At 73.2% G+C, this 25,670-nt stretch carries 24 protein-coding genes; 13 read left to right on the forward strand and 11 right to left on the reverse strand.

The window, feature by feature from the left end:
* Positions 1-65: 65 nt before the first annotated feature.
* The gene (gdhA, locus tag GA0070608_RS23495) at positions 66-1,403 is read right to left on the reverse strand and encodes an NADP-specific glutamate dehydrogenase (protein ID WP_091630665.1); all 1,338 of its coding nucleotides are present in this window, start codon (positions 1,401-1,403) and stop codon (positions 66-68) included.
* 135 nt (positions 1,404-1,538) lie between these two features.
* Positions 1,539-2,558 carry an NAD(P)/FAD-dependent oxidoreductase gene (locus GA0070608_RS23500; protein WP_218107569.1) on the reverse strand — a complete coding sequence of 340 codons (1,020 nt, stop codon included), beginning with the start codon at positions 2,556-2,558 and terminating at the stop codon, positions 1,539-1,541.
* Positions 2,559-2,638: 80 nt separating this feature from the next.
* On the opposite strand from GA0070608_RS23500, the gene GA0070608_RS23505 reads away from it, so the two are divergent.
* Both GA0070608_RS23505 and GA0070608_RS23510 read left to right on the forward strand, forming a co-directional pair.
* On the forward strand, positions 2,639-3,274 hold the full coding sequence (locus GA0070608_RS23505) for a helix-turn-helix domain-containing protein (RefSeq protein WP_091630666.1): 636 nt from the start codon (positions 2,639-2,641) through the stop codon (positions 3,272-3,274).
* 58 nt (positions 3,275-3,332) lie between these two features.
* Entirely contained in the window at positions 3,333-3,737 is a 405-nt protein-coding gene (locus GA0070608_RS23510) for a protein-tyrosine phosphatase family protein (RefSeq protein WP_091630667.1), read from the forward strand.
* 201 nt (positions 3,738-3,938) lie between these two features.
* Here the strand turns inward: GA0070608_RS23510 and GA0070608_RS23515 are convergent, their stop codons facing one another.
* Complete coding sequence (locus GA0070608_RS23515; RefSeq protein ID WP_091630668.1) at positions 3,939-6,212, reverse strand: ATP-binding cassette domain-containing protein; 2,274 nt, start codon at positions 6,210-6,212, stop codon at positions 3,939-3,941.
* A gap of 176 nt (positions 6,213-6,388) precedes the next feature.
* Here GA0070608_RS23515 and GA0070608_RS23520 point away from each other — a divergent pair, with 176 nt between their 5' ends.
* The gene (locus GA0070608_RS23520; RefSeq protein WP_091630669.1) at positions 6,389-7,117 is read left to right on the forward strand and encodes a MerR family transcriptional regulator; all 729 of its coding nucleotides are present in this window, start codon (positions 6,389-6,391) and stop codon (positions 7,115-7,117) included.
* Between the two features lies 1 nt (position 7,118).
* On the opposite strand, the gene GA0070608_RS23525 is transcribed toward GA0070608_RS23520, so the two are convergent.
* The 4 genes from GA0070608_RS23525 to GA0070608_RS23540 all read right to left on the reverse strand — a co-directional run bounded on the left by GA0070608_RS23525 (position 7,119) and on the right by GA0070608_RS23540 (position 9,821).
* On the reverse strand, positions 7,119-7,847 hold the full coding sequence (locus GA0070608_RS23525) for a class I SAM-dependent methyltransferase (RefSeq protein WP_091635939.1): 729 nt from the start codon (positions 7,845-7,847) through the stop codon (positions 7,119-7,121).
* 123 nt (positions 7,848-7,970) lie between these two features.
* Positions 7,971-8,567, reverse strand: coding sequence for a flavodoxin family protein (locus GA0070608_RS23530; protein ID WP_091630670.1), 597 nt, complete (start codon positions 8,565-8,567; stop codon positions 7,971-7,973).
* A gap of 124 nt (positions 8,568-8,691) precedes the next feature.
* Complete coding sequence (locus GA0070608_RS23535) at positions 8,692-9,492, reverse strand: YwiC-like family protein (RefSeq protein WP_245715898.1); 801 nt, start codon at positions 9,490-9,492, stop codon at positions 8,692-8,694.
* Positions 9,489-9,821 carry a cupin domain-containing protein gene (locus GA0070608_RS23540; protein ID WP_091630671.1) on the reverse strand — a complete coding sequence of 111 codons (333 nt, stop codon included), beginning with the start codon at positions 9,819-9,821 and terminating at the stop codon, positions 9,489-9,491. Before GA0070608_RS23540 ends, GA0070608_RS23535 begins: the two co-directional genes overlap by 4 nt.
* 291 nt (positions 9,822-10,112) lie before the next feature.
* Here GA0070608_RS23540 and GA0070608_RS23545 point away from each other — a divergent pair, with 291 nt between their 5' ends.
* Both GA0070608_RS23545 and GA0070608_RS23550 read left to right on the forward strand, forming a co-directional pair.
* Complete coding sequence (locus GA0070608_RS23545) at positions 10,113-11,489, forward strand: D-alanyl-D-alanine carboxypeptidase family protein (RefSeq protein WP_326563893.1); 1,377 nt, start codon at positions 10,113-10,115, stop codon at positions 11,487-11,489.
* 167 nt (positions 11,490-11,656) lie between these two features.
* On the forward strand, positions 11,657-12,478 hold the full coding sequence (locus tag GA0070608_RS23550; protein ID WP_411970730.1) for a peptidylprolyl isomerase: 822 nt from the start codon (positions 11,657-11,659) through the stop codon (positions 12,476-12,478).
* 290 nt (positions 12,479-12,768) lie between these two features.
* On the opposite strand, the gene GA0070608_RS23555 is transcribed toward GA0070608_RS23550, so the two are convergent.
* Positions 12,769-13,791, reverse strand: coding sequence for a LacI family DNA-binding transcriptional regulator (locus tag GA0070608_RS23555; protein ID WP_091635958.1), 1,023 nt, complete (start codon positions 13,789-13,791; stop codon positions 12,769-12,771).
* 240 nt (positions 13,792-14,031) lie between these two features.
* Here GA0070608_RS23555 and GA0070608_RS23560 point away from each other — a divergent pair, with 240 nt between their 5' ends.
* The 6 genes from GA0070608_RS23560 to GA0070608_RS23585 all read left to right on the forward strand — a co-directional run bounded on the left by GA0070608_RS23560 (position 14,032) and on the right by GA0070608_RS23585 (position 21,128).
* A complete protein-coding gene (locus GA0070608_RS23560) occupies positions 14,032-15,330 on the forward strand; it encodes an ABC transporter substrate-binding protein (protein WP_091630672.1) in 1,299 nt (432 codons plus the stop codon).
* A 7-nt stretch (positions 15,331-15,337) separates the two neighbouring features.
* A complete protein-coding gene (locus GA0070608_RS23565) occupies positions 15,338-16,276 on the forward strand; it encodes a carbohydrate ABC transporter permease (RefSeq protein WP_091630673.1) in 939 nt (312 codons plus the stop codon).
* Positions 16,273-17,094, forward strand: coding sequence for a carbohydrate ABC transporter permease (locus tag GA0070608_RS23570; protein WP_245715899.1), 822 nt, complete (start codon positions 16,273-16,275; stop codon positions 17,092-17,094). Before GA0070608_RS23565 ends, GA0070608_RS23570 begins: the two co-directional genes overlap by 4 nt.
* Positions 17,091-19,469, forward strand: a complete 2,379-nt coding sequence (locus GA0070608_RS23575; protein ID WP_245715900.1) for a beta-xylosidase/alpha-l-arabinosidase — start codon at positions 17,091-17,093, stop codon at positions 19,467-19,469. The genes GA0070608_RS23570 and GA0070608_RS23575 overlap by 4 nt, the downstream gene beginning before the upstream one ends.
* A 159-nt stretch (positions 19,470-19,628) precedes the next feature.
* The gene (locus GA0070608_RS23580; RefSeq protein ID WP_245716139.1) at positions 19,629-20,495 is read left to right on the forward strand and encodes a M15 family metallopeptidase; all 867 of its coding nucleotides are present in this window, start codon (positions 19,629-19,631) and stop codon (positions 20,493-20,495) included.
* Between the two features lie 126 nt (positions 20,496-20,621).
* Positions 20,622-21,128 carry a DinB family protein gene (locus tag GA0070608_RS23585; protein ID WP_245715901.1) on the forward strand — a complete coding sequence of 169 codons (507 nt, stop codon included), beginning with the start codon at positions 20,622-20,624 and terminating at the stop codon, positions 21,126-21,128.
* A gap of 49 nt (positions 21,129-21,177) precedes the next feature.
* Here GA0070608_RS23585 and GA0070608_RS23590 read toward each other — a convergent pair whose 3' ends face one another.
* From GA0070608_RS23590 to GA0070608_RS23600, 3 genes are read right to left on the reverse strand one after another with little or no spacing between them, the layout of a single operon-like run.
* Positions 21,178-21,960 (reverse strand): alpha/beta hydrolase, encoded by a 783-nt coding sequence (locus GA0070608_RS23590; protein WP_091630674.1) that lies wholly within the window; start codon positions 21,958-21,960, stop codon positions 21,178-21,180.
* A 22-nt stretch (positions 21,961-21,982) separates the two neighbouring features.
* On the reverse strand, positions 21,983-22,354 hold the full coding sequence (locus tag GA0070608_RS23595; protein ID WP_091630675.1) for a DUF4180 domain-containing protein: 372 nt from the start codon (positions 22,352-22,354) through the stop codon (positions 21,983-21,985).
* Positions 22,347-22,802, reverse strand: a complete 456-nt coding sequence (locus GA0070608_RS23600) for a helix-turn-helix domain-containing protein (RefSeq protein ID WP_245715902.1) — start codon at positions 22,800-22,802, stop codon at positions 22,347-22,349. Before GA0070608_RS23600 ends, GA0070608_RS23595 begins: the two co-directional genes overlap by 8 nt.
* A 443-nt stretch (positions 22,803-23,245) precedes the next feature.
* Here GA0070608_RS23600 and GA0070608_RS23605 point away from each other — a divergent pair, with 443 nt between their 5' ends.
* Positions 23,246-24,445, forward strand: a complete 1,200-nt coding sequence (locus GA0070608_RS23605) for an RtcB family protein (RefSeq protein WP_091630677.1) — start codon at positions 23,246-23,248, stop codon at positions 24,443-24,445.
* A 70-nt stretch (positions 24,446-24,515) separates the two neighbouring features.
* Positions 24,516-25,598, forward strand: a complete 1,083-nt coding sequence (locus GA0070608_RS23610) for an SRPBCC family protein (RefSeq protein ID WP_091630678.1) — start codon at positions 24,516-24,518, stop codon at positions 25,596-25,598.
* Positions 25,599-25,670 lie beyond the last annotated feature (72 nt).

The raw sequence follows: 25,670 nt of genomic DNA on the forward strand, positions 1-25,670 counted from the left end.
CCGGGTGGCGCCACGCGCCGCCCGCCCGGCCGGCGGGCGGGCCGCTGACGCGGCGGCCCGCCCGGTCAGATCAGGCCGTGCGCCAGCATCGCCTCCGCCACCCGGCGGAACCCGTCGATGTTCGCCCCGGCAACGTAGTCGCCGGGCAGCCCGTATTCCTCGGCGGTGGCCCAGCAGCGGTCATGGACGTCCCGCATGATCCCGCGCAGCCGCTGCTCCGAGTCGGCGAACGTCCACGAGCTCCGGCTGGCGTTCTGCTGCATCTCCAGCGCGCTCACCGCCACCCCGCCGGCGTTGGCCGCCTTGCCCGGCGCGAAGCGCACCCCGGCCCGGCCGAGGATGCGTACCGCCTCCGGCGTGGTGGGCATGTTCGCGCCCTCCACCACCGCGACGCAGCCGCCGGCCACGAGGGCCGCGGCCTCCGCGCCGCCGATCTCGTTCTGCGTCGCGCACGGCAGCGCCAGCTCGCAGGGCACCTCCCAGACGGTACGGCCGGAGACCGCCACCGCGTGCGGCACGTGCCGGGCGTAGTCGTCGAGCCGGGCCCGGCGCTGCTCCTTCAGCTCCCGCAGCAGCTCCAGGTCGATGCCCTTCTCGTCCAGCAGGTAGCCGGACGAGTCGGAGCAGGCGACCACCCGCCCGCCGAGCTGGTGCACCTTCTCGATCGCGTAGATCGCCACGTTGCCGGAGCCGGAGACCACCACCCGCTTGCCGTCCAGGCTGTCCCGGGTCTGGCGGAGCATCTCGTCGGCGAAGAAGACCGCCCCGTAGCCGGTCGCCTCCCGGCGCACCTGCGCGCCCCCGTACGCCAGGCCCTTGCCGGTGATCACCCCCGACTCGTACCGGTTGGTGATCCGCTTGTACTGGCCGAACAGGTAGCCGATCTCCCGGGCGCCGACGCCGATGTCCCCGGCCGGCACGTCGGTCTCCGCGCCGATGTGCCGGTACAGCTCGGTCATGAAGCTCTGGCAGAACCGCATCACCTCCCGGTCCGAACGCCCCTTCGGGTCGAAGTCCGCGCCGCCCTTGCCACCGCCGATCGGCAGCCCGGTCAACGCGTTCTTGAAGATCTGCTCGAAGCCGAGGAACTTCACGATCCCGAGGTAGACCGACGGGTGGAAGCGCAGCCCGCCCTTGAACGGGCCGAGCGCGCTGTTGAACTCCACCCGGAAGCCCCGGTTGACCTGGATCCGGCCACGGTCGTCCTCCCACGGCACCCGGAAGATGACCTGCCGCTCCGGCTCGCAGATCCGCTCGATGATCCGTGCCTCGGTGTACTCGGGGTGCCGGGCAAGCGCCGGGCCGATGCTCTCCAGCACCTCGCGTACCGCCTGGTGGAACTCCGGCTCCCCCGGATTGCGGGCGACCACGCTGGTGAACACCGTCTCCACGGTCTCCGGCATGCCGACACGTCCCTTCGATTGTGCTGGTGGCTCCCTGTTGCTACCACCCGCGACGGGTCATCCGCCAACCGTCCCGGGATACGGACCGTGACCTTCCTTCGCGGGGTGGTGGTCCGCCGGTGGCCCAGCGCGAGGTTACAGGCCGTGACGGTGGTCGCCTGCCACCAGTTCGCAGATCTCCGCCTCCGACCTCGCGGAGAACGGGTCGCGGTGGACGGCGACCGCCTGTCGCGTGTCCTCGGCGACCAGATCGGCGTTGACCTGGGCCGCCACGAACGCGCCGGCCGCCGCGGCGGCACCGACCTGGGCGGCCGGATCGGTGACGTTGCCGGCGACCCACACCCCGGGCACGTCGGTGCGGCCCGTCGCGTCGGACGGGACGTGCTCGCCAACCCCCGCCGGATGTTCCACCGGTCGTAGCCCGAGCGCCGCGAGGAAACCGGCGCGCGCCACCATCCGTGACGAGACGGCCAGCACCTCGCGGCTGACCACCGTGCCGTCGCCCAGCCGTACGCCGGCGAGGCGGTCCCCGACGATCTCCAGGGACGCCACCTCGCCGTCCACCACGCGGATGCCCCGGGCCGCGAGCTGCTCCGCCTGCTCCTCGGTGCGGGGTGGCCCGGTGTGGGAGAAGTACGTGATGTCGGCGCTCCACTGCCGGAACAGCAACGCCTGGTGTACCGACATCGGCCCGCTCGCCAGCACGCCGATGGCCCGGTCGCGGACCTCCCAGCCGTGGCAGTACGGGCAGTGCAGGACGTCCCTGCCCCACCGGGCCCGCAGTCCCGCGACGTCCGGCAGTTCGTCCACCAGCCCGGTGGCCACCAGCAGCCGCCGCGCGAGCACCGTCCGGCTGTCGCCCAGCGTCACCGCGAACCCGCCGTCGGCGCGAGCCACGGCGCGGACCTCGCCGGTCACCACCCGGCCGCCGTAGCCACGGACCTCCGCCCGGCCGCGGTCCAGCAGCTCGGCCGGCCGGATCCCCTCACGGGCCAGCAGTCCGTGTACGCCTCCGGCCGGAGCGTTGCGCGGGGCGCCCGCGTCGATCACCACCACCTTCCGCCGGGCCCGGGCCAGTGTCAGCGCACCGCTCAATCCCGCGGCGCCACCTCCGATCACCACCACGTCGTAGCTGCCGTCCAACTGATCGGTCACCATGACCACCTCCTGCGACCACGATGCGCGGGTGGCGGCCATGGTGGCAAACATTGTTGCCGTAGTGGCAAACTGGCGGCATGGACAACGACCTCGACCAGGCGCTCGGGGCGGTCGGACCCCGGCTGCGCGCGCTGCGCCGACAGCGGGAAACCACCCTGGCCGACCTGTCGGCGGCGACCGGCATCTCGGTGAGCACGCTTTCCCGGTTGGAGGCGGGTGTCCGCCGGCCGACCCTCGAACTGCTGCTTCCGCTGGCCAGGGCACACGGCGTCACGCTCGACGAACTCGTCGACGCCCCATCCACCGGCGACCCGCGCATCCACCTACGGCCGGTCACCCGCCACGGGATGACCATGCTGCCCCTGACCCGCCGGCCCGGCGGCATCCAGGCGTACAAGCTGGTGATCCCGGGTGACGCTCGCCGGGCAGAGCCCGATCCGCAGACCCACGAGGGCTACGAGTGGCTCTACGTCCTCAACGGGCGACTGCGGGTGGTCCTCGGCGACCAGGACCTCGTGCTCACGCCGGGGGAGGCGGCGGAGTTCGACACCCGCGTGCCGCACTGGTTCGGGTCGGCCGACGCCGAGCCGGTCGAGTTCCTCAGCCTCTTCGGCAGGCAGGGCGAACGCGCCCACCTGCGCGCCCGCCCCAAACTCCCACACCTCGGTGATCATGAGGTTGGCGGCACCAGCGGAGATCGACATCGCCGCTAACCTCATGATCAACGCATAGGGGGCCGGGGTGGGGCGGGTGGGGTGGAAGGATGGGGGGATGTGGGGTGAGGTGGCGGGTGTTGTCGTGTTGCCGAGTGGGGCGAGGGTGCGGGGACGGCGGATCGCGGACGAGGCTTCGCCCGCCGACTTCGCCCTCCTGCTGGCGCCCGGGCCGGTGCCCGCCTGGCCGCACCGGCGGATCCGGTGGCCCGACTTCTGGATACCGGTCGACCGGGTGGACGCGATCGAGGCGCTGACCGAGGCGTTACGCCGCGCCCACGACGGCGAGCGGGTGGAGGTGGCCTGCCGGGGCGGCACCGGGCGTACGGGAACGGCGCTGGCGGCGCTGGCGATCCTCGACGGGTTGCCGGCCGAGCGGGCGGTGGACTGGGTACGCGCCAACTACCGGCCACGGGCGGTGGAGACGCCCTGGCAGCGTCGCTGGCTGCGTCGCCTCACCTGACGTCGCCCACCGCCGCCACCGGCCGCCCGCGTCCGTCCGCCGCCCGCCACCGGCCGTCCGCGCGGCCGCACCCCGGCAGGGGGTGCGCCCGCGCGGGCTCGGTGACTCGGTGACCCGGACGACCGGCCGCTGTGTTCCCTTGACCTGGACGACCGGCCGCTGTGCTTCCTTGAGCCGGACGGGACCGTCCGGCGGGCGACTTCAGCGGTCCACGTACTCGCACAGGTGGCGGGCCGTCAGCGTGTCGCCGCGGGCGATCAGGTCGGCCGGCGTGCCGGTGAAGACGATCCGGCCGCCGTCGTGCCCCGCCCCCGGACCGAGGTCGATCAGCCAGTCGGCGTGCGCCATGACCGCCTGGTGGTGCTCGATCACGACGACGGTGTTGCCGGCGTCGACGAGACGGTCCAGCAGGGCGAGCAACTGGTCCACGTCGGCCAGGTGCAGGCCGGTGGTCGGCTCGTCCAGCACGTAGGTGCTGCCGCTGTCGGCCATCCGGATGGCCAGCTTGAGGCGTTGCCGTTCGCCGCCGGAGAGCGTGTTGAGCGGCTGGCCCAGGGTGAGGTAGCTGAGCCCGACGTCGACCAGCCGGTCGAGGATCGCCCGGGCGGGGCCGCCGGGGAAGAAGTCCCGGGCCTCCGAGGCGGACATCGCGAGCACCTCGCTGATGTTCCTGCCCCGCAGCCGGTAGGTGAGCACCTCGTCGGTGAAGCGCCGCCCCTCGCACTGCTCGCAGACCGAGGCGACACCGGCCATCATCGCCAGGTCGGTGTAGACCAGGCCGATGCCCTTGCAGGTCTGGCAGGCGCCCTCGGAGTTGGCGCTGAACAGCGCCGCCTTGACCCCGTTGGCCTTGGCGAAGGCGGTGCGGATCGGGTCCAGCAGACCGGTGTAGGTGGCCGGGTTGCTGCGCCGGGAGCCCCGGATCGGGGACTGGTCGACGACCACCACGCCGTCGCGGCGGTGCAGCGAGCCGTGGATCAGTGAACTCTTGCCGGAGCCGGCCACCCCGGTCACCACGGTCAGCACCCCGAGCGGGATGTCGACGCTGACGTCCCGCAGGTTGTGCAGGTCGGCGTTGCGGATCGACAGTTGGCCGGACGGCCGGCGGACGTGCTCGCGCAGGCGTACCCGGTGGTCGAGGTGCCGGCCGGTGAGGGTGTCGCAGCGGCGCAGGCCGGCGACATCACCGGTGAAGCAGATCCGGCCGCCGGCCGTGCCGGCCCCGGGCCCGAGGTCGACCACGTGGTCGGCGATCGCGATCGTCTCGGGCTTGTGCTCGACGACCAGCACCGTGTTGCCCTTGTCGCGCAGGCGCAGCAGCAGGTCGTTCATCCGGGCGATGTCGTGCGGGTGCAGGCCCACGGTCGGTTCGTCGAAGACGTACGTGACGTCGGAGAGGCTGGAGCCGAGGTGCCGGACCATCTTCACCCGCTGCGCCTCGCCGCCGGAGAGGGTGGCGGACTCGCGGTCCAGGCTGAGGTAGCCCAGGCCGATCTCGACCAGCGAGTCGAGCAGGTCGCACAGGTTGCCGACCAGCGGGGCGACCGACGGTTCGCCGATCGCGCGGACGAACCCGGCCAGGTCGCTGATCTGCATCGCCGAGCATTCCGCGATGTTGCGCCCGTCGATCCGAGCGGACAGCGCCGCCGCGTTGAGCCGGGCGCCGCCGCAGTCGGCGCAGGTGGTGAAGGTGACCGCCCGGTCGACGAACGCACGGATGTGCGCCTGCATCGACTCGCGGTCCTTGGCCAGGTAGAGCCGGCGTACCTTGACCACCAGGCCCTCGTACGTCCAGTTGTTGCTGCCCACCTTGATCTTGGTGGACGGCTTGTGGAGGAAGTCCTCCCACTGTTGCGGCGTGTAGTCCTGGAGCTTGGTGTCAGGGTCGAACAACCCGGAGTTGACGATGGTCTGCCAGTACCACGAGTCGACAGCGAAGTTGGGCACCCTGATCGCGCCGTCGTTGAGCGAACGCTCCACGTCGACCAGTTCGTCGACGTCGAGGTCGGAAACCCGCCCGAGGCCCTCGCAGGTCGGGCACATGCCTTCGGCCAGGTTGAAGCTGAACGCGCCGGCCCCACCCGCGTGCGGGGTGCCGAGCCGGCTGAAGATGATCCGGAGCATCGCGTACGCGTCGGTGGCGGTGCCTACGGTGGAGCGCGAGTTCGCGCCCATCCGCTCCTGGTCGACGACGATGGCCGCGCTCAGGTTGCGCAGCGAGTCGACGTCGGGGCGGCTCAGGTTCGGCATGAACGACTGGAGGAAGGCGCTGTAGGTCTCGTTGATCATTCGCTGCGACTCGGCGGCGATGGTCCCGAAGACCAGGGAGGACTTCCCGGAGCCGGAGACCCCGGTGAAGACGGTCAGCCGGCGCTTGGGGATGTCGACCGAGACGGAGGCGAGGTTGTTCTCCCGGGCTCCGCGTACCTCGATCATGTCGTGACTGTCGGCGGCGGAGCGTGCTGGCTGCTGCATGCGAACCCTTCGCGAGATTGTGGGCGGCGTCCCGCCCGATTGCATCTACGGAGGCCAGGCCGCGTTCAATCGTCTCATTGAAGTGCCCGTGGAGGGTTTCATGTCGTTGACCGGCTGCCACTGCCCGAAGCAGGGGGGAAAGTCTCAAACCACGTGGAGAGGGATAGGGTGGCCCGGTGGGGGAGACGGGACGGTGGCGGGGGGCGGAGGTCGCGGCGACGGCCGGCATCTCCGTCCAGCAGGTCCGCAACTACGTCGACCTCGGTGTGCTGCCACCGGTCGAGCGCACCCCCGCCGGCTACCGCGTCTTCACCGCCGACCACGTGCGGGCGCTGGCTGTTGTCCGGCGGATGGCCGAGGGACACGGCTGGGCGCGTACCCGGGAGGTCATGGTCGCGGTGCACCAGGGCGACCTGGCGGCGGCGCTGGCGGCGCTCGACGCCGGCCACGCCGAGCTGGACCGCGAACGGGCCGACATCCGGCGGGTGCTCGGTGCGTTCGAGACCGTGGTGACCAGTCCGGCTGCCGTCCTGCCGGCGCCCCGGCGCGGGGTCCGCATCGGTGAGGTCGCCGACCTGGTCGGCGTGCACACCCCGCAGCTACGGCTGTGGGAGCAGCGCGGCCTGCTCCGGCCGGTCCGCGAGCGCGGCACCGGCTACCGGGTGTACGACGCGGCCGAGCTGCGTGCCGCGCAGGTCGTCGCGCTGCTGCGCCGGGGAGCGTACCCGTTCGACATCATCGCGGCCGTGCTCGACGAGATGCGCACCACCGGCAGCGCCCAGCGGGTCCACGCGGAGCTGGCCAAGCGGGAGCAGGAGCTGCACCGGCGCAGCCTGCGGCGGCTGCGCGCCTCGGCGGCGCTGCACGACTACCTGCGGCACCGCGACCCGACCCTGCCGGGTTGACTCAGCGCAGCACCAGCAGGTCGAGGTGGTCCACGACGGGGCCGGTCGCCGCGCCGGCCGCGGCCCGGAGCCGGGCCAGGCCGTCGGCGTACTCCTCGTCGGTGATCAACTGGAGCGGGGTGTGGGCCCGGCGGTCGAGGCGCTCGGCGAACTCGGCCAGCGACGCCGCCGTGGTCTGCGCGACCGGCTCGACGGTGCTGACGGTGAACCCGGCCGTGGCGAACACCGCGCGCACCCGGGCCAGGTCCGGGTAGGTCTCCAGGACCCGCACCGCCTCCGGGAACCAACGGAACAGGGCGATCCGCTGGTGCCGCCCGGGGAACGGCGAGCGGATCAGCACCGGCGCGCCCGGCCGGAGCACCCGGCGCAGCTCGCGCGCCGCCGCGTCGAGGTCACCGAGGTGGTGGACCATCGTGGACAGCCACGCGGCGTCCGCCATGGAGTCGCGCAGCGGCAGCGCGACGGCGTCGCCGCCGAGCAGTGGTCGGTGGGTGGCACGGGAACGCATCGCTTCTGCGGGCTCCACCCCCACCACCCGGGCGCCGAACCAGTCGGTGAAGGCGGCAGCCCAGGCGCCGGTGCCGGCTCCGACGTCGAGCAGGGTGGTGCCGGTACGCGGCCGCAGGTGCTGCTGCACCGCGTGCCGCCAGCGGTCCAGGCCGCTGCGCGGCAGCTCCCGGGTCGCGGCGAAGGCCGCCGAGTCGGTGTCGTCATAGGAGATCAGAGCCACGGCCATCACCTCGCCACCGTCGCCGGGGGGTCCGGGCGATCGTTCCCCGGTTTTAGCCGGTGGGGATGCCGGACGCAACGGCTTGTGAGCCAACCGACGCGGCGTGTTCGGCATGACCCGAGGTCAGCAGGATGCCGGCTCGGCGACCCGCCCGTCCCGGGCGGCGGGCTCCGGCTGCGCCGGGGCGAAGAAGGCATCGGCGGCGCGTAACGCGACCGTGTCGTGGAGCACCTCGCCGGGCCGGTTGGCGTGGCCGAGCAACACGCCACCCCACCGCATGTCGAGGTAGTCGGCGCTCAACCGCAGCGTGGCCACCAGCGGATCCGCCTGAGCCTCGTCCTCGTTGCTGAGGACGCTGATCGCCCACATCCGGCGGCCACGCATGCGTTGCCGGAAGTCGACGCCGGGCGTCCGCAGCCAGCCGGACCAGTGGTCGAGGTAGAGCTTGGTGGCGGCGCTGACGCTGTACCAGTAGAGCGGGGAGGCGATCACCAGGTCGGTCGCGGCGAGCGTCTCCGCCAGCAGCAGCCCCTCGTTGCCGGTCGGCTGCGGGTGGCGCTGCTCGTCGTGCCGGATGTCCCGGAAGGGCGTCAGGGGGTGGTCGGCCAGGTGGAGCCAGCGCTGCTCAACACCGGCCGGCAACGAGGCCGCCGCGCGCCGGGCCAGGAGCTCGGTGTTGCCGCCGGAGCGTGAGCTGCCGAGGAGGAAGAGGAAGCGCATGACGACACCGTCCAGGTCCGACTGATCGAGGGGTATCCACGAAGGTATCCGAGTGGATGCCGCTGCCGGCGTCGCGCCAGCCCACCCCGGCGGCAGTGGGTCGGCGGCCAGGTCGACCGACGGGTCAGAGCACCACCGCTGCGAGCACCAGCAGGGCGCACGCCGTCTCGACCAGCCCCACCCGCTTCGGCGTGACCCGGCGCCCGGCGAGCAGGGCCGCCCGGGCCAGCAGCACCGTGAAGAGCACGGCGACCGGCACCGACGCCCAGAGCACGGCGGCGACCGCGGCGACGGCGTGGTAGGTCCACGACACCCACCGGTACCGGACGCTGTCCCGCTCCCGGATCATCGTCTTGACGTGGAGAATGGTGCCGACCAGGTAGCCCAGCACCACGACCGTCACCCCGGCCACGCTGGTCCACGGCACCTCGGCGACCGTGGCTACGACGAGACCGAGCAGCCCGCACTGCGCCACGAAGGCGAGGTCGTTGACGAACGACCGGTCCCGGCGCCAGCGCGCGTAGCCGACGTTCACGGCGGCGAGGGCCGCGTAGAGCGGGGCGTAGGCGAGCGTCGCGGGTCGGGCCACCAGCACCGGGGTGGCGAGCGCGACCGTGGCGAGGCCGTACCCGACGAGCTGCGGTCGTACCCGGCGGAGCCGGCCGGTCTTGACCGCCTGCAACCCGAAGTACGACAGCGGGTACCCGGCGAGCGCGGCCCCGAGCAGGAGCAGGTGCAGCGGGTGCGCGCCGGTGACGGTCAGCGCCGCCAGGACGGGCAGCAGCAGCATCGCCCACGCGCCGTGCTGTGGCGGCACCCAGCCCGACGACCGGGGTCGGCCGGGCGGGTGACCGGGGCCGCCCGCCGTGGGCCGCCCGGCCGGTCCGGCGTACGGGCGGCGACGGTTGGCCGGGACGGTGGTCACGGCCGAGGTGTCACGGTGAGCAGGATGGCGGCGTCCGTGACGGCGTGCAGCGCGTGCCGCAGCGGCGGGATGACCACCAGGTCGCCGGCGTCGCCCTCCCAGGACTCGTCTCCGGCCACCAGACGCACCTGCCCCACGAGCACCTGTAGCGTCGCCTCGCCCGGGCTGTCGTGCTCGTCGAGGGACCGCCCACCCCGGAGGGCGAGCAGGGTCTGCCGCAGCCGACGGTCCCGGCCCGCGTGCAGGGAACGGGCGCTGCGTCCGCTGTCGGCCTTCCGCGCGGCGGCGAGCTGCTCGTCGGCGAGGCGGGTCAGCGAGAGGGCTTCCATGGTCGTCCCTTCGGGTCGGTCTTCTGCGGCGCGAGAGACGGGTCGTCGGCACGGCGTCACTTGTCGCGCAAACCGGAAGATCGTCTACCGCTTTCAGTTCCCAGCTTCCGTCCCCGGTATGCCGGGCGGCAGGGCCGATGGTCCCGGAATCGGGGTGGCGCACGCCGCCGCACGCCGCCGCGCGGGGTCCGGCAGGTCCCCGCGCTGCCGCAGGCGGTCCGGGTGGCCCCCGTATCCCGGGCATGGGGAACCCGGCCCCTACCCCGAACCCCGCCGACTAGGGTGCGGGGCATGAAGGTTCGGCTGCTGGCGGCCGTGGCGACCGCCGTCCTCCTCGGCGCCGGCGCGCCCGTCCCCGCGGCGGCCGGTCCGACCGGTCCCGCCGTCTCCGTCGCGTCCAGGCCGGCCGTCTCCGTCGCGCCCGGGCCGGCCGTCTCCGGGGCACCCGGGCCGGCCGTCTCCGTCGCGCCGGGACCGGCCGTCTCCGGGACACCCGGGCCGGCGGGTGTGACGCCCGCGTCCGGCGTCGTCCCGCCCGCGCCCTGCCCGAAGGCGCCCGCGCCCCGGATGTCCCGGCCGCCCCGCCCGTCGCCGCCGCCGGCCGAGCCGCAGGAGCGGGCCGTCGGCGGCCCGGCGCTGGACACCGCCGGTTTGGTCGTCCCGGCGGGGGCCGCGCGCCCGCCGGCCGTCACCGCGATCTCGTGGCTGGTCGCCGACCTGGACACCGGTCAGGTGCTGGGCGGCTGCGGCCCGCACGAGTACGGCACCCCGGCAAGCGTGCAGAAGCTGCTGCTGGCGGCCACCATGCTGCCCCGACTCGACCCGCAACAGGTCGTTACCGTCACCGACGGGGACATGGACATCGAACCGGGCTCCTCGGCCGTCGGGCTGGTCGCCGGCGGTCGCTACCGGATCGAGACCGTCTGGCTCGGGCTGCTGCTCCAGTCGGGCAACGAGGCGGCCAACGTACTGGCCCGCCTCGGCGGCGGGCCGGACGGAATGGCCGGCGGCGTGCGGGCGATGAACGAGGAGGCGCACCGTCTCGGCGCCCTGCAGACCCACGCGGTCACCCCGTCCGGCCTCGACGGAAAGGGCCAGTTCACCAGCGCGTACGACCTGGCGCTGATCGCCCGGGCCTGCTTCGCCGACCCGACGTTCCGCCGGTACGCGTTGACCGAGGCACACCGTATCCCCGCCCAGCCGGCGCAGCGGACCAAGGGTTTCGAGATCCAGAACGAGAACCAGCTCATCTACCGCTACCCGGGTGCGCTCGGCGGCAAGACCGGCTTCACCGACCTGGCCCGACACACCTACGTCGGGGCGGCGCAGCGGAACGGACGGCGGCTGGTGGTCACGCTGCTCGGCGCCGAGCCGCAGCCCGCGCGGGGCTGGGAGCAGGGCGCCGCCCTGCTCGACTGGGGCTTCTCGCTGCCCCGTGGGGCTGCCGTCGGCCGGCTGGTCGAGCCGGGGGAGTTGACCGCGTCGGCAGCCGCCACGCCGTCCGTGCTCGCCGCCACCGGCGAACCGCGTCCGGCCGCGGCCAGCGGCCCGCTCGAGGACGGGCTGGTCGCGCGGTGGCCGGTGGCCGCGGTCGTGGCGGCGGTGATCGGGTTGCTGGGGGCGGCGCTGCTCTGGCGGCGCCGGGCGGGACGGCGTCGGCCCTCCTGACCGGGCGTGCGGGAGCGACCGGCCCGTGGCCCGCAGGCACGACGCTGAAGCTGAACGGGTGAGGAAGGACCTTTCTTACCCGCCGGCGGCGGGAGCGGATCGACAATCGGTGATGGGGTCCATAGACTCCGGTCTTTCTGGTGTCACGACTCCCGGGAGGATCCCCCGTGTCGAGCGAACCCCCACCGCACCCCGTCCCGCCGTCGATCGCGGCCCGCCGTCGACCGGCCCGTACGCTGAGCCGCCTCGCCGGAGTGGCCCTGGTGGCGGGCGCGCTGATCACCGGCGGTGGCGCCGCCGCGGTCGCCGCGCCTGGCGGGTCCCCGGCCGACGCCGCTGCCGATCCCCGGGTCACGCCGGGCCCGTGTGCCTACACGGAGACGCCCGAGGACCCGGCAGCCCGGCCGGTCCCGCTGCCGCCCGACCCGAGACGCACCCCGGACCGGGGCACCGTGCGAATCACGTTGCGGACCAACCAGGGGCCGATCGGGTTGTCCCTCGACCGGGAGGCGGCTCCCTGCACCGTGCAGAGTTTCCTGCACCTGGTGCGCCACCGCTTCTACGACCGGACCTCCTGCCACCGGCTCACCGCGTACCCGACGCTGCGGGTGCTCCAGTGCGGTGACCCGTCCGGCACCGGCTCCGGTGGCCCCGGCTACCGCTACGCCGACGAACTGCCCACCGACCTGCCGCCGGCGCCGACCGACCCGACCGGGGTGCGCCGGCTCTACGCCCGGGGCACCCTGGCCATGGCCAACGCGGGCCCCGACACCAACGGCAGCCAGTTCTTCCTGGTCCAGTCGGACTCGGCGCTGCGCCCCAACTACACGGTCTTCGGCTCGATCGACGCCGCCGGCCTGGCCACCCTCGACCGGATCGCCGCTGGCGGCATCGCCCCCACCGTCGAGGATCCCGCGCCGGTCGACGGCGCGCCGGCCCTGCCGGTGGACATCAGGCGCGCGGAACGGCACCGCCACCATCACCGCTGAGCCAGCGGCGGCCTCCCTCCCTCCCCCTCCCGCCGCGATCTTGCACTTTGTGTCCGCGATCTGCGGTATATGACGCTTTTGTGGGGGCGGAAACTGCAAGATCGGCGGGGGCGGGGGCGGGGGCGGGGCGGGGCATCGTCCGTCCGTCCGCCGGGCGTTGGCCCGGTCGTTCCGCCGTCCGTCGGGTCGGCCCGGTTGCCCGGGCGGCCCAACGGACGGCGGGGGCCCACATCATGCCCGGCCGGAACTTTCGGAACGCTACCGGGAGCGTCGACGCCGGGCTGCGGCCGTCACGGCCGGCGCGGCGGGGCCGTGCTGTCCCGGGTGACCAGGTGGGTGGCGAGTTCCACCCGGGGGGAGTCGATTCCTTCGCCCTGCGCCAGCCGCAGCACGGTCCGGGCGGCCAGCCGACCCATCTCCACCAGTGGCTGCCGGACGGTGGTCAGCGGCGGTGAGGCCCAGCGGGCCTCGGGCAGGTCGTCGAAGCCCACGACGCTGACGTCGTCGGGGATCCGCAGCCCCCGGCGGCGGACGGCCTCGTAGACGCCGAAGGCCATCTGGTCGCTGGCCGCGAAGATGGCCGTCGGCGGCTCGTCGAGGTCGAGCAGCGCCGTGCCGGCGGCGAAGCCCGAGGCGTGGTAGAAGTCGCCGGGGTGCACCAGTTGGTCCTCCACCGGCGCCCCGGCGGCCTCCAGCGCGGCCCGGTGGCCGTCCAGGCGGGCCCGGCTGCACAGCAGGTGCGTCGGCCCGGCGACGAAGCCGATCCGCCGGTGCCCGAGCGACAGCAGGTGCTCGGTCGCGGCGAGGCCGCCGGCCCAGTTGGTGGCCCCGATGGTCGGCACGTCGGTGGCCGGCACGCCGGCCGGGTCGACGACCACCACGGGCACGTTGAGGCGGCGCAACTGCGCGTGCAACGGCGGGCTCAGGTGCGAGGTCACGAAGATGACGCCGTCGGTGGCCCGGGCCCGCAGGTTCTGCAACCACTGCCGGGCGGCGGTCGACTGGCGGTGTATCGCGGAGACCACCGTGCCGACGCCAGCGCCGTGCCCGACGTCCTCGACCCCTCGGATGATCTCGACCGCCCAGGGGCTGTCCAGGTCGTTGAAGACCAGGTCGACCAGGCCGGCGCGGCTCACCGTGCGGCTGCCGCGTTTCTGGTAGCCGTGCTGGCGCAGCAGTTCCTCCACCCGCTCGCGGGTGTCGGGGGCCACGTCCGAGCGCCCGTTGAGCACCCGCGACACGGTCGGCACCGAGACCCCGGCCTCCCGTGCGATGGCGGTGATGGTGATCCTGCGCCCGTCGTCGCCGTCCACCCGCGTCTCCTTCACCCGGTCGGAAGCCCGACCGTACCCGTCACCCACCGAAAAACGTCCGGAACGGCGGGGCCGCTCCACCGGCCCATCTTGCCCCACGATCGGGGGTTGACGACACGGCAGGTCGGTTCTAGCGTTCGGACAAGTTACGGAAGTATTCCGGAAACTTGTCGGACACCTTTCGGTCGTCGCGCCGGCGGCGACGCCCCCCACCACGCACCCCACCACGAGAGGTTGATCATGACTGTACGCACGCGGCTCGCCCGGGTGGTCGCGCTCGGCGCCGCCCTCGCGCTGGCGCTGCCACTGACCGCCTGCGGCGACGGCGACTCGGCCGCCGGCGGAGACGAGATCCGCATCCTGGTGTACGGCGACGCCACCAACAAGGTCGAGAAACAGCTCGTCGACACGTTCAACAAGACCTCGAAGGTCAAGGCGGTGCTGGACACCATCCCCGGTGCCGACTACCAGACCAAGCTCCAGACCATCATCAACACCAGGCAGGCGCCGGACGTCTTCTTCAACTGGGGCGGCGGCAGCATCACCCCGTTCGTCAAGGCAGACCTGCTGCTGCCGTTGGACGACATGATCGCCAAGGACCCGGGGTTGAAGGACAACTTCCTGCCCTCGGTCTTCAACACCGCCACGGTCGACGGCAAGGCGTACGGGGTGCCGATGCGCGGCACCCAGCCGGTGCTGCTGTTCCACAACAAGAAGGTCCTCGCCGACGCCGGGATCGCCGTGCCGAAGACGTGGGACGACCTGCTTGCTGCGGTGGGTGCCCTCAAGGCCAAGGGGATCACGCCGATCGCGCTCGGCGGCGGCGACCAGTGGCCGACCCAGATGTGGTACCAGTACCTCTACGACCGGGTAGCCGGCCCCGAGTTGTTCGCCAAGGCGCTCGCCGGCGACAAGAGCGCCTGGGAGAGCCCGGAGAGCCGTCGCGCCCTGGAACTGCTGCGGCAGTTGACCGACGCGGGCGCCTTCGGCACCAACTTCGACTCGGTGAAGTTCACCGACGGCGGCTCGCCCGCGCTGCTGGCGGCCGGCAGGGCCGGCTTCGAGCTGATGGGCTCCTGGAACTACTCGACCCACCACGACGCCAACCCGGTGTTCGCGGCCAAGGACCTCGGCTGGAGCGCCTTCCCGAGCGTCCCGGGCGGCAAGGGCGACCCGGGCAACGTGGTCGGCAACACCAACAACTTCTATTCCGTGCTGAAGAAGACCCGGCACCCGGAGGCGGTGGCGGAGTTCCTCAAGCTCCAGTACTCCGACGAGTTCGTCCAGGCCCAGCTGTCCATCGGCAACCTGCCGACCACCACCAACACCGAGAAGTTCCTCGACGGCGCCACCAACCCGGACTACCTGAAGTACCAGTTCACCCTGGTCAAGCAGGCCCCGAACTTCCAGCTCTCCTGGGACCAGGCGTATCCGCCGGCCGCGACCACGACCATCCACCAGGCGGTGCAGCAGCACTGCAACGGCCGGCTGGACGCCGCCGGCTTCATCAAGGCCATGCAGTCCCTGCAGGCGGGCTGACCGCATCATGTCCACCACCCTCGCCGCCCCCACCGTGCCGGAGCAGCGACGGGCCCGACGAAGCCCGGGCGGCCCCGTCCTCAGCCGCCCGGGCTTCGCCTGGGCACTGCCCGCCACCCTGTTCTTCGGGTTCTTCGCGCTCGTCCCGCTGGTCCTCGTGGCCGTGCTCAGCTTCACCAGCTGGGCGGGCCTCGGCTCGCCGGAGTTCGTCGGCCTGGACAACTGGCAGCGACTGGCCCGCGACCCCGTCATGATCAACAGCCTGTGGCTGAGTATCCTGCTCACCGCCCTCGGCGTGCTGGTGCAGACGCCGCTGAGCCTGCTGATCGGCGTGTGGGCGGCCGGGCAGCAGCGCAACCGCGCGGTGCTGTCCGCCATCTTCTTCCTCCCGCTGCTGCTGTCGGCGACGGCGGTGTCGGTGTTGTGGCGGGCGCTGCTCGACCCGAACTTCGGCGTGCCCGGCCAGGCTCCGTGGCTGTTCGGCGACGGGAACCTCTTCGGCAGCCGGGCCGGCGCGATCGCCGTGCTGGTCTTCGTCAGCAGTTGGCAGTTCATCCCGTTCCACGCGCTGATCTACCAGGGTGCGGCCCGCGCCGTGCCGGCGGTCCTCTACCAGGCCGCCGAGGTCGACGGCGCAGGCCGGTGGGGGCAGTTCCGCCACGTCACCCTGCCGCAGCTGCGCAACGCCATGATCACCTCGGTGGTGCTGATGGTCGTCGGCGGGCTGACCACGTTCGACACCGTGCTGATCCTGACCCAGGGCGGCCCGGGCACCGACACCACCATCACCGCCTACCACATGTACGAGCAGGCGTTCCGCAGCTTCGACTTCGGCGCCGGCGCGGCCATCGCCCTGCTCCTCGTCGTCGTCGCCACCGTCATCTCGCTGATCGTGGTCCGGGTCTCCGGCTACGACCGGATGCGCTCCACGATGGAGGGACTGTGAGGCGGCGTCGCCCGAACTGGCTGGCCGGGATCGGCGCCGTGGCCTGGTTGCTCCTGGTCGGCCTGCCGATCTACGTGATGCTGGCGATCAGCGTGCAGACCCGCGAGGGTTACGGCCGCAACGGCCCGATCGCCCTGCCCGGCACCTTCACCCTGGACAACTACACCGGCGCCTTCGACGAGGGCTTCGGCCGGTACCTGCTCAACACCCTGGTGGTGACCACGAGCGTGGTGGCCATCGTGCTGCTGCTCGTGCCGCCACTGGCGTACGCCATCGTGCGCAGCCGCAGCCGGCTCACCTCGCAGGTGTTCCGGCTGTTCCTGCTGGGCCTGGCGATCCCGGCGCAGGCGGTCATCGTGCCGATCTTCTACCTGATCAGCAAGGCCGGGCTCTACGACAACCTGGTCGGCGTCATCCTGCCCACCGCCGCCTTCTCCCTGCCGGTGTGCGCGCTGATCCTCAGCGGCGTCATGCGGGACATCACCTCCGACCTGTACGAGGCGATGGCCATCGACGGCGCCACCCCGGCACGGGTGTTCCTCCGGTTGGTGCTGCCGCTGTCGCGCGGCGGGATCGCCACCATCGCGGTCTTCTCCGCCCTACAGGCGTGGAACGGGTTCCTGTTCCCGCTGATCCTGACCCAGTCCGACTCCACCAAGGTGATCACCCTCGGCCTCTACAACTTCCAGACGCAGTACGGGATCGACATTCCCGGCCTGCTCGCCGCGGTCGTGCTGTCGATGGTGCCCGTCCTGCTCGTCTATCTGTTCGCCCGGCGGGCCCTGGTGCAGGGGCTGATGGGCGTCGGAGGAAAGTGACCGACAACGTGACCCTCGACATCGCCTCCGGCACCGCGATCTGGACCGATCCGACCCTCGACCTCGCGATCCGGGTGGACGCCCTGGTCGCCGCGATGACCCTGCCGGAGAAGGTGGCGCAGCTCTACGGCGTCTGGGTCGGCGCCGCCGCCGACGGGGGTGAGGTCGCGCCGTACCAGCACGAGATGGAGGAGCCGGTCGACCTGGCGGCGCTGCTGGACACCGGTCTCGGCCAGCTGACCCGACCGTTCGGCACCGCCCCGGTCGACCCCGCGCTCGGTGCGCTCTCCCTGCTGCGGACCCAGCAACGGATCGCCGCCGCGAACCGGTTCGGCATCCCGGCGATGGCGCACGAGGAGTGCCTGGCCGGCTTCGCAGCCTGGGGTGCCACCGCGTACCCGGTGCCGCTGTCCTGGGGTGCCACCTTCGACCCGGAGCTGATCGGGCGGATGGCCGCCGCCATCGGCGCCGACCTGCGTCGCGTCGGGGTGCACCAGGGCCTGGCGCCGGTGCTCGACGTGGTGCGCGACGCGCGTTGGGGGCGGGTGGAGGAGACGATCGGCGAGGATCCGTACCTGGTGGGCACCATCGCCACCGCGTATGTCCGGGGTCTGGAGTCCGCCGGCGTGGTGGCCACCCTGAAGCACTTCGCCGGCTACTCGGCCTCCCGGGGCGGCCGGAACCTGGCGCCGGTGTCGATCGGCCCCCGCGAGCGCGCGGACGTGCTGCTGCCGCCGTTCGAGATGGCGGTGCGCGAGGGCGGCGCGCGGTCGGTGATGCACGCCTACACCGACACCGACGGCGTGCCCTCGGCGGCCGACGAGCAGTTGCTGACCGGCCTGCTCCGCGACGCCTGGGGCTTCCCGGGCACGGTGGTGGCCGACTACTTCGGCATCGCCTTCCTACGCACCCTGCACGGGGTGGCCGGCAGTTGGGCGGAGGCGGCCGGGGCCGCCCTCGTCGCCGGGGTGGACGTCGAGCTGCCGACGGTGAAGACGTTCGGCGAGCCGCTGAGGGAGGCGCTCGCGGCCGGCGCGGTGCCGGAGGCGCTGATCGACCGGGCGGTGCGTCGGGTGCTGACCCAGAAGGGGCAGCTCGGCCTCCTCGACGCCGACTGGAACCCGGTGCCGGCGGCGCTGGCCGGTGTCGACCTGGCCGACCCGGACGCGCTGCGCGGCACCGTCGACCTCGATCCGCCGGCCAACCGGGCACTGGCCCGCGAGGTCGCCGAGCGCTCCGTGGTGCTGCTGGCCAACGACGGCACCCTGCCGCTGCGCCCGCCGGCCCGGATCGCGCTTCTCGGCCCGCAGGCGCAGAGCCCCACGGCGGTGCTGGGCTGCTACTCGTTCCCCGCCCACGTCGGCTCCCGACACCCCGACGTGCCCGTCGGCATCGAGTTGCCCACCCTGGCGGCGGCGCTGCGCGCCGAGTTCCCCGACAGCGACGTGGTCACCGTCGCCGGCGTCTCCGTCGACGGCGACGACACCGGCGGGGTTTCCGCGGCGGTCGAGGCGGCGCGGAGCGCGGACGTGGTCATCGCCGCGCTCGGTGACCGGGCGGGACTGTTCGGGCGGGGCACCAGCGGCGAGGGCTGCGACGCCGAGTCGCTGGCCCTGCCGGGGGCGCAGCAGCACCTGCTCGACGCGCTGCTGGAGACCGGCACGCCCGTGGTGGTGACGCTGCTCGCCGGGCGACCGTACGCACTGGGCCGGGCGGTGACCGAGGCGGCGGCGATCGTGCAGGCGTTCTTCCCCGGCGAGGAGGGCACCCCGGCTGTCGCCGGTGTGCTCAGCGGTCGGGTCGCGCCGCAGGGGCGGCTGCCGGTCAGCGTGCCCGGCGGGCCGGGCGCCCAGCCCACCACCTACCTGTCGGCCCGGCTGGGCCAGGCCAGCGACGTCTCCAACATCGACCCGACGCCGGCGTACGGCTTCGGGCACGGCCTGGGCTACACCACGTTCGACTGGTCGCACCTGGTGCTCGACGCGCCGGTCGCGGCGACCGACGGGGAACTGCGGCTGCATTTCACGCTGCGCAACACCGGCTCCCGATGGGGCAGCGAGGTGGTGCAGGTCTACGCCCACGACCCGGTGGCCTCGGTGGTCCAGCCGGTGCAGCGGCTGATCGGCTACCTCCGGGTGCCGCTGCCGGCGGGCGCGGCCTGCCGGGTCGACCTGGCCGTACCGGCCGACCTGTTCTCGTTCACCGGGCGCGACGGGCGACGCGTCGTCGAGCCGGGCGAACTGGAACTGCGGCTCGCGGCGTCCAGCACCGACCACCGGCTCGTGGCGGCGGTCGCGCTGCGCGGCCCCGCCCGGCACGTCGACCACACCCGGCGGCTGCACCCCCGGTTCGCCGTCACGCCGCTGGCCGGGTGAGCGGTGGCGTTCGCCGACACTGTCGCCGGACCGGGCGTCCGACGGCCCGTAGCCTGATAGACAGGGTGCGTGGCCAGGCCGGTCCGGATCCGCCGTCGAGCCCCGGGCACCGCGACCGCCCGGGGGCGGGCCGGCGCCCGGGCGGTCGCGACGGCTGTCGTGATCGTGGCGCTCGCGGCCGGCTGCACCCGACCCGCGCCGTCGCCACCGGCCGCGCCGCCGCCGTCCGTCCCGCCCTCGTCGGCACCAGCGTCCGCCTCGGCGCCGACGCCAGCGTCCTCGGCACCGCCGCCGGGGTCCGCCTCGGCGGCGACGCCGCGCCCGCCGGGCTTCGTCGTCCTCGCCGACGTCGACCCGCGTATCCGGACCGACATCCGGTACGCCACCGTGCACAACTTCGTCGGCCGGCCGGTCGCCGGCTACCCCGAACCGCTCTGCCTGCTCACCCGCCCGGCCGCCGAGGCGCTGCGCCGGGTGCAGGACGCCGCGCTGGCCCGGGGCCGCAGCCTGAAGGTGTACGACTGCTACCGCCCCCGGCGGGCCGCCGACGACTTCGTCAGCTGGGCAAAGCAGCCGGGCGAGCAGCAGATGAAGGCCGAGTTCTATCCCCGGGTGGCGAAGTCGGAACTGTTCGACGAGGGGTACATCGGTGCCCCCACCGCGCACAGCCGGGGCAGCACCGTCGACCTGACCCTGGTCGACGTGCCGACCCCCACCCAGTCCCCGTACGTTCCGGGCCAGCCCCTGGTCTCCTGCACCGCGCCCCGGGGGCAGCGGTTCGCCGACAACAGTGTCGACATGGGCACCGGCTTCGACTGCTTCGACCCGCTCGCGCACACCGACTCGCCGCAGGTCACCGGGGTGGCCCGGGACAACCGGCGGCTGCTGCGGCAGCTGATGACCGACGGCGGCTTCGTCAACTACGACCGCGAGTGGTGGCACTACCGCTACCGCGACGAGCCATGGCCGGACACGTACTTCGACCTGCCGGTGGCCCGCTCCTCGGCCGAGCGGGCGGGCGGTTGAGCGCCGCGCGCGGCGGGAGGCGGCGCGTCACGGGCTGGCGACGTCCGGCATGATCACCTCACGGCGGGGTTCCGAACCGGGCGACCGTCGGACGGCGACCGTGCCGTCGGTGAGGGGGAGTGTGCCGTGGCCGCCGAACGGATCGGACCGCCCGTCACCGGGGACGAGCGCGAGATGCTGCGCGCCTTCCTCGACTACCACCGGGCGACCCTCGCGATGAAGTGCGACGGGCTGAGCGACGAGGACCTGCGCCGTCAGTCGATGCCCCCGTCCACGTTGTCGCTGCTCGGCCTGGTCCGGCACCTGGCGGAGGTGGAGCGGGCCTGGTTCCGCCGCACCATCGACGGCGAGGACGTCCCGCTGGTCTGGTCGGACTCCGGCGATTTCCAGGTGGCGTACGACGCGAGCGGCGCCACCCGCGCCGAGGCGTTCGACGCCTGGCAGCGGGAGGTCGCGTACTCCCGCCGCGTCGAGCGGGAGGCCGCGTCGCTCGACGTGACCGGCCACCACGCCCGGTCCGGCGAGGACGTGTCCCTGCGGCTGGTGATGTTGCACCTGATCCACGAGTACGCCCGCCACAACGGCCACGCCGACCTCCTCCGCGAGGGCATCGACGGCACCGTCGGCGCCTGAACCCACGCTCGACGGTCGACGCCGGGGCGCGACGCTCAGCCGGAGACGCTCAGCCGGCGGGGCGCAGCGGCAGCCAGGCCAGCACGTCCTGGATCTTCGCGTCCCAGTACGCCCAGTCGTGCGCGCCGGGGGAGAAGTCCACGGTGAGCGGGACGCCCCGCTCGCGGGCCGCCGTGACGAAGGTCAGGTTGTCCTCGTACAGGAAGTCCTCGGTGCCGCAGGCGACGTAGAGCGCGGGCCGTTCGGTGCCCGGCGTCCGGTCGAGCAGGGCGATGGTGTCGTCGTCGGTGCCGGTCACCGCGCGCTCGCCGAAGACGGTGTGCCAGACGGCGGGGTCGAGGGGCGCGGTCGGGTGATGGCGGCGGGTCGCCACGTCCAGCGCGCCGGACAGGCTCGCCGCCGCCGCGAACCGGCCCGGTTCGCGCAGCGCCCACTTCACCGCCCCGTAGCCGCCCATCGAGAGCCCGGCGACGAAGGTGTCCTCCCGGCGGGCCGAGAGCCGGAAGAACTCGTGGCACAGCTGCGGCAGTTCGCTGCTGAGGAAGGTCCAGTACCGGTTGCCGTGCTCCTCGTCGGTGTAGAAGCTGCGCCCGACCTGGGGCATCACCACGGCGAGACCGAGCGGCGCGACGTAGCGTTCGATCGAGGTGCGGCGCAGCCAGACGGTGTCGTCGTCGGACAGGCCGTGCAGCAGGTAGAGCACGGGCGGGTCGCCCTCCGGGGCGCTGCCGGTCAGGCCGATCTGCGAGGAGGTCCGCTGCGGCAGGATCACCGTCATCGAGGTGCTCATGCCGAGCGCTTCGGAGTAGAAGTCAGCGCGCATCAGGGCCACGGCCGTCGACCGTAGCGCATCCTCACGTCCGGTAGGCGACCAGCCGGGCGTCGAGGGCGTCGAGGTCGTCGACGAACCACACGTGACCGGACCGGTTCGACTCGTCGACGAGGGCGCGCAGGGCCGAACTGGCCGCGAGATGCCGGGAGATGTCGCCGACGACGACCAGGCGTATCCGGTAGTTGACGAACTTCTGCATGATCTCGCCGGCGAAGCGGGTGCCGAGGGAGAAGAAGGACGGGTCGAGCCGGCTCGTCGGCACCGCCACCACCTCGGCGCCGGCGAAGGCCGCGCCGATCAGGTCCAGCGCGTCCTGCTCGGTGGCCACCGGCGGGCCGGCCGGATCGCACATGAGCACCGGCACCCCGGCCCGCTCCTGGATGACGTCAGGCACCGTCGGCCTCCCCGTCGAGCAGGCCGGTGTCGCCGTCGAGCACGGCGTCCAGCAGGTGCAGCATCTCGGCGGTGGCCGAGGCGCCGCCCAGGATCACGATCTTCATGCGGTGTCGCTCCTCGTCGTGGACGGTCTGGATGCGCAGCGGGTGCGCGGGGTGGTGGGAGGCGTTCGCCGCGGCCAGGACGAGCGTGCCCAGCCGGTCGGCCGCGGCCCGGTCGACGCCGTCGATCTGCACGATGCTCGACACCTCCACGGCCGCGCCGCCGGCGGGGCGGGCGGGTGCCGGCCGACCGGTCAGCGCGTCGAGGTCGGCGCGGGCGATCCGGTACTGCTTGCCGATCCGCACCGCCCTGAGCCGGCCGGCGCGGATGTAGCCGCGCACGGTGCGTACGTGCAGGCCCAGCCGCTCGGCCACTTGCTCTACCGAGTACATTTCCTCACTCATCGTCCCCTAATGTAGTCATGAAAGGGAGCGATAGGGAAGTTGGTTTTACCGCGACCCATCGTTTCGTCAATATCCATTGCGACCACCGTCCGTCCCGCCTACCGTCATCGGCGCAAGGTCAACCGAACGACCCCAGGGGAGTACGCCGTGCCGCAGCGCAACCGCACCGACGCCACATGGCCGACGCCGTGTGGTGGTGCCTTGCTGCCCACGGGCAAACCAGCCTGCGGTCAGCGCCGTCCCGAGCAGGGCCGGCAGCCGGGGTGGCGGCGCGTCTAGCGCCAGCGCGTACGCGCAGCCGCCCACCCCACCGGGGTCCGGGCGGCTTTTTCGTCCCACCCGGACCGGCGCAACCCCATCCCGGCGATGCCCGTCACGACGCCGGCATCCCTTCCGGCCCCGCCACGACTGTCGCGACCGGCCGACGAAACGAGGAGACGACGATGAGTTTCACCCCGCTCGCGGGCACCCGCGCGCCGGTCCGGGTCTGGACCGATCCCTACGGCCTCGAGCCGCAGGCCGCCCAGCAACTGCGCAACATCGGCGCGCTCCCGTGGGTGCAGGGCGTCGCGGTCATGCCGGACGTGCACTTCGGCAAGGGGGCCACGGTCGGCTCGGTCATCGCGATGCGGCAGGCCGTCTCACCGGCAGCGGTCGGCGTCGACATCGGCTGCGGCATGTCGGCGGTCCGCACCTCGCTGACCGCCGCCGACCTGCCGGACGACCTCGCCGGGCTCCGGTCGGCGATCGAGGCCACCATCCCGGTCGGCTTCGCGCAGCGGCAGAAGCCGGTCGACCCGCGCCGGATCCGGGGGGTGGAGCAGGGCGGCTGGGACGACTTCTGGCGCCGGTTCGCCGACCTCGACCGGCGGGTGGCGCAGCTGGAGACCCGGGCCCAGCGGCAGCTGGGCACGCTCGGCGGCGGCAACCACTTCATCGAGGTCTGCCTGGAGCAGGGCGGCGCCGACGAGGGACGGGTGTGGCTGATGCTGCACTCCGGCTCGCGCAACATCGGCAAGGAGCTGGCGGAGCGGCACATCGCCGTCGCCCGGAGGCTGCCGCACAACACCGACCTGCCCGACCGCGACCTGGCGGTGTTCCTCACCGGCACGCCGGAGATGGACGCCTACCGCCGGGACCTGTGGTGGGCGCAGGAGTACGCGCGGCGCAACCGGGCGGTCATGCTCGCCCTGCTCTGCGGGGTGGTGCGGGAGCAGTTCCCGCAGGTGAGCTACGACGAGCCGATCTCCTGCCACCACAACTACGTGGCGGAGGAGAGCTATGACGGCGTGGACGTGCTGGTCACCCGCAAGGGGGCGATCCGGGCCGGTCGGGGGGACCTGGGCATCATCCCGGGGTCGATGGGCACCGGCTCGTACATCGTGCGGGGCAAGGGGAACCCGGACGCGTACTGCTCGGCGTCGCACGGGGCGGGGCGGCGGATGTCGCGGGCGCAGGCCAAGCGGACGTACAACACCGCCGACCTGGCCGCACAGACCGCCGGTGTGGAGTGCCGCAAGGACGCCGGGGTGGTCGACGAGATCCCCGGCGCGTACAAGGACATCACCCAGGTGATGGCGCAGCAGGAGGACCTGGTCGAGGTGGTGGCGCACCTCAAGCAGGTGGTCTGCGTGAAGGGATGACCGTCGGCCCGCCCGGACGGCGGATCCCCCGTCCGGGCCGGCCCGCGATCGATACCCGTAGAGTCGCGCCGTGATCGAGATCGACGTGCAGGTCGACCTGTTCCACCCGGCGGACCGGGTGTGGCACGCATTGACGGATCGCGGTCTGCTCGCCCGGTGGTTCACCGAGGTCGAGCCGATGGCCGGGGCACGCCACCGGCTGCTGCTGTTCACGGCCGGCCTGCCCGGGTTCGACGCCGCCGTCGACGCGGAGGTGACCGACCGTCGGGAGCCGGAGCTGATCGCGTTGCGGTGCCTCGAGGGTGGCCGGCGCAGCCGGCTGGCCTGTGCCGTCGTCCCCACCGCCGAGGGCTGCCGGCTGTCGGTCCGCGAGGTGCTGGAGCACGGCAGTTGGTCCGACGAGCAGCGCGAGCGCCGCGAGGAGTCCTACCGGCAGGCGCTGACCGGGCGGCTGCCCGCCATCCTCGACTGGCTGGCCTTCCGGCAGGTCGACCTGCGTCGGGGCGAGGCGGGGATGACCGCCGAGATGCCGGTGACCGAGGGGTTCGGCGACGAGCCGGTGCCGGCCGGCCGGCACCGCTGGCCGCTGCTGGTCGCGGGGCTGGCCGCTGTCGTGCTGGTGGCCGGGGCGGTGGTGTGGGCGGTGCTGCCGGCCGAGCCGGAGCCCGCCGCCGGCCCGGGCCCGACGCCGTCGCCGACCGCCACGACCACCGCGAGCCGTACGCCGAAGCCGACCGCCTCCGCCGCTCCCACCCGAAGCACCACGTCGCCCACGCCCCGCCCGAGCCGAACGCCCTCGGCGACGCCGTCGCGTACGCCCACCTCGGCCGCACCGTCGGCTTCGGCCGTGGCCGCGCGCTACGAGACCGTGTCGACGCGGCTCATCGGCTACACAGGTGAGGTGGTCCTCGACAATGCCGGCGGCGCGGCGGCGAAGGGCTGGACGGTGGTCGTGACGCTGGCCGAGGGCGGCACGATCACCGACGTCAGCGGGGCCGACTGGCGGCAGGAAGGGCAGGTCGTCACCTTCACCGGGCCGCCCGTGCCGGCCGGCCGCTCGCGGACGTTCACGTTCGCCGTCCGTGACCTCGACCCGATCACCAGGGCGCCCGAGGGCTGCTCGCTGGGTGACGACCCGTGCGCGGGGCTCTGACGCCGCCGGAGGCGTCGCGCGCACCCGGCGTGCCGGGATCGCGCTGTTAGGATGGGCGACGAGTGATCGGGA

This window comes from Micromonospora peucetia, assembly GCF_900091625.1.
Lineage (GTDB): Bacteria > Actinomycetota > Actinomycetes > Mycobacteriales > Micromonosporaceae > Micromonospora > Micromonospora peucetia.

What these genes read in the sequence shown, in the direction of transcription:
- GA0070608_RS23600 (WP_245715902.1), bottom strand. Translation starts at nt 22,802, where the DNA reads ATGAGTGAGGAAATGTACTCGGTAGAGCAAGTGGCCGAGCGGCTGGGC.
- GA0070608_RS23545 (WP_326563893.1), top strand. Translation starts at nt 10,113, where the DNA reads ATGAAGGTTCGGCTGCTGGCGGCCGTGGCGACCGCCGTCCTCCTCGGC.
- GA0070608_RS23565 (WP_091630673.1), top strand. Translation starts at nt 15,338, where the DNA reads ATGTCCACCACCCTCGCCGCCCCCACCGTGCCGGAGCAGCGACGGGCC.
- GA0070608_RS23505 (WP_091630666.1), top strand. Translation starts at nt 2,639, where the DNA reads ATGGACAACGACCTCGACCAGGCGCTCGGGGCGGTCGGACCCCGGCTG.
- GA0070608_RS23510 (WP_091630667.1), top strand. Translation starts at nt 3,333, where the DNA reads ATGTGGGGTGAGGTGGCGGGTGTTGTCGTGTTGCCGAGTGGGGCGAGG.
- GA0070608_RS23530 (WP_091630670.1), bottom strand. Translation starts at nt 8,567, where the DNA reads ATGCGCTTCCTCTTCCTCCTCGGCAGCTCACGCTCCGGCGGCAACACC.
- GA0070608_RS23560 (WP_091630672.1), top strand. Translation starts at nt 14,032, where the DNA reads ATGACTGTACGCACGCGGCTCGCCCGGGTGGTCGCGCTCGGCGCCGCC.
- gdhA (WP_091630665.1), bottom strand. Translation starts at nt 1,403, where the DNA reads ATGCCGGAGACCGTGGAGACGGTGTTCACCAGCGTGGTCGCCCGCAAT.
- GA0070608_RS23605 (WP_091630677.1), top strand. Translation starts at nt 23,246, where the DNA reads ATGAGTTTCACCCCGCTCGCGGGCACCCGCGCGCCGGTCCGGGTCTGG.
- GA0070608_RS23515 (WP_091630668.1), bottom strand. Translation starts at nt 6,212, where the DNA reads ATGCAGCAGCCAGCACGCTCCGCCGCCGACAGTCACGACATGATCGAG.
- GA0070608_RS23540 (WP_091630671.1), bottom strand. Translation starts at nt 9,821, where the DNA reads ATGGAAGCCCTCTCGCTGACCCGCCTCGCCGACGAGCAGCTCGCCGCC.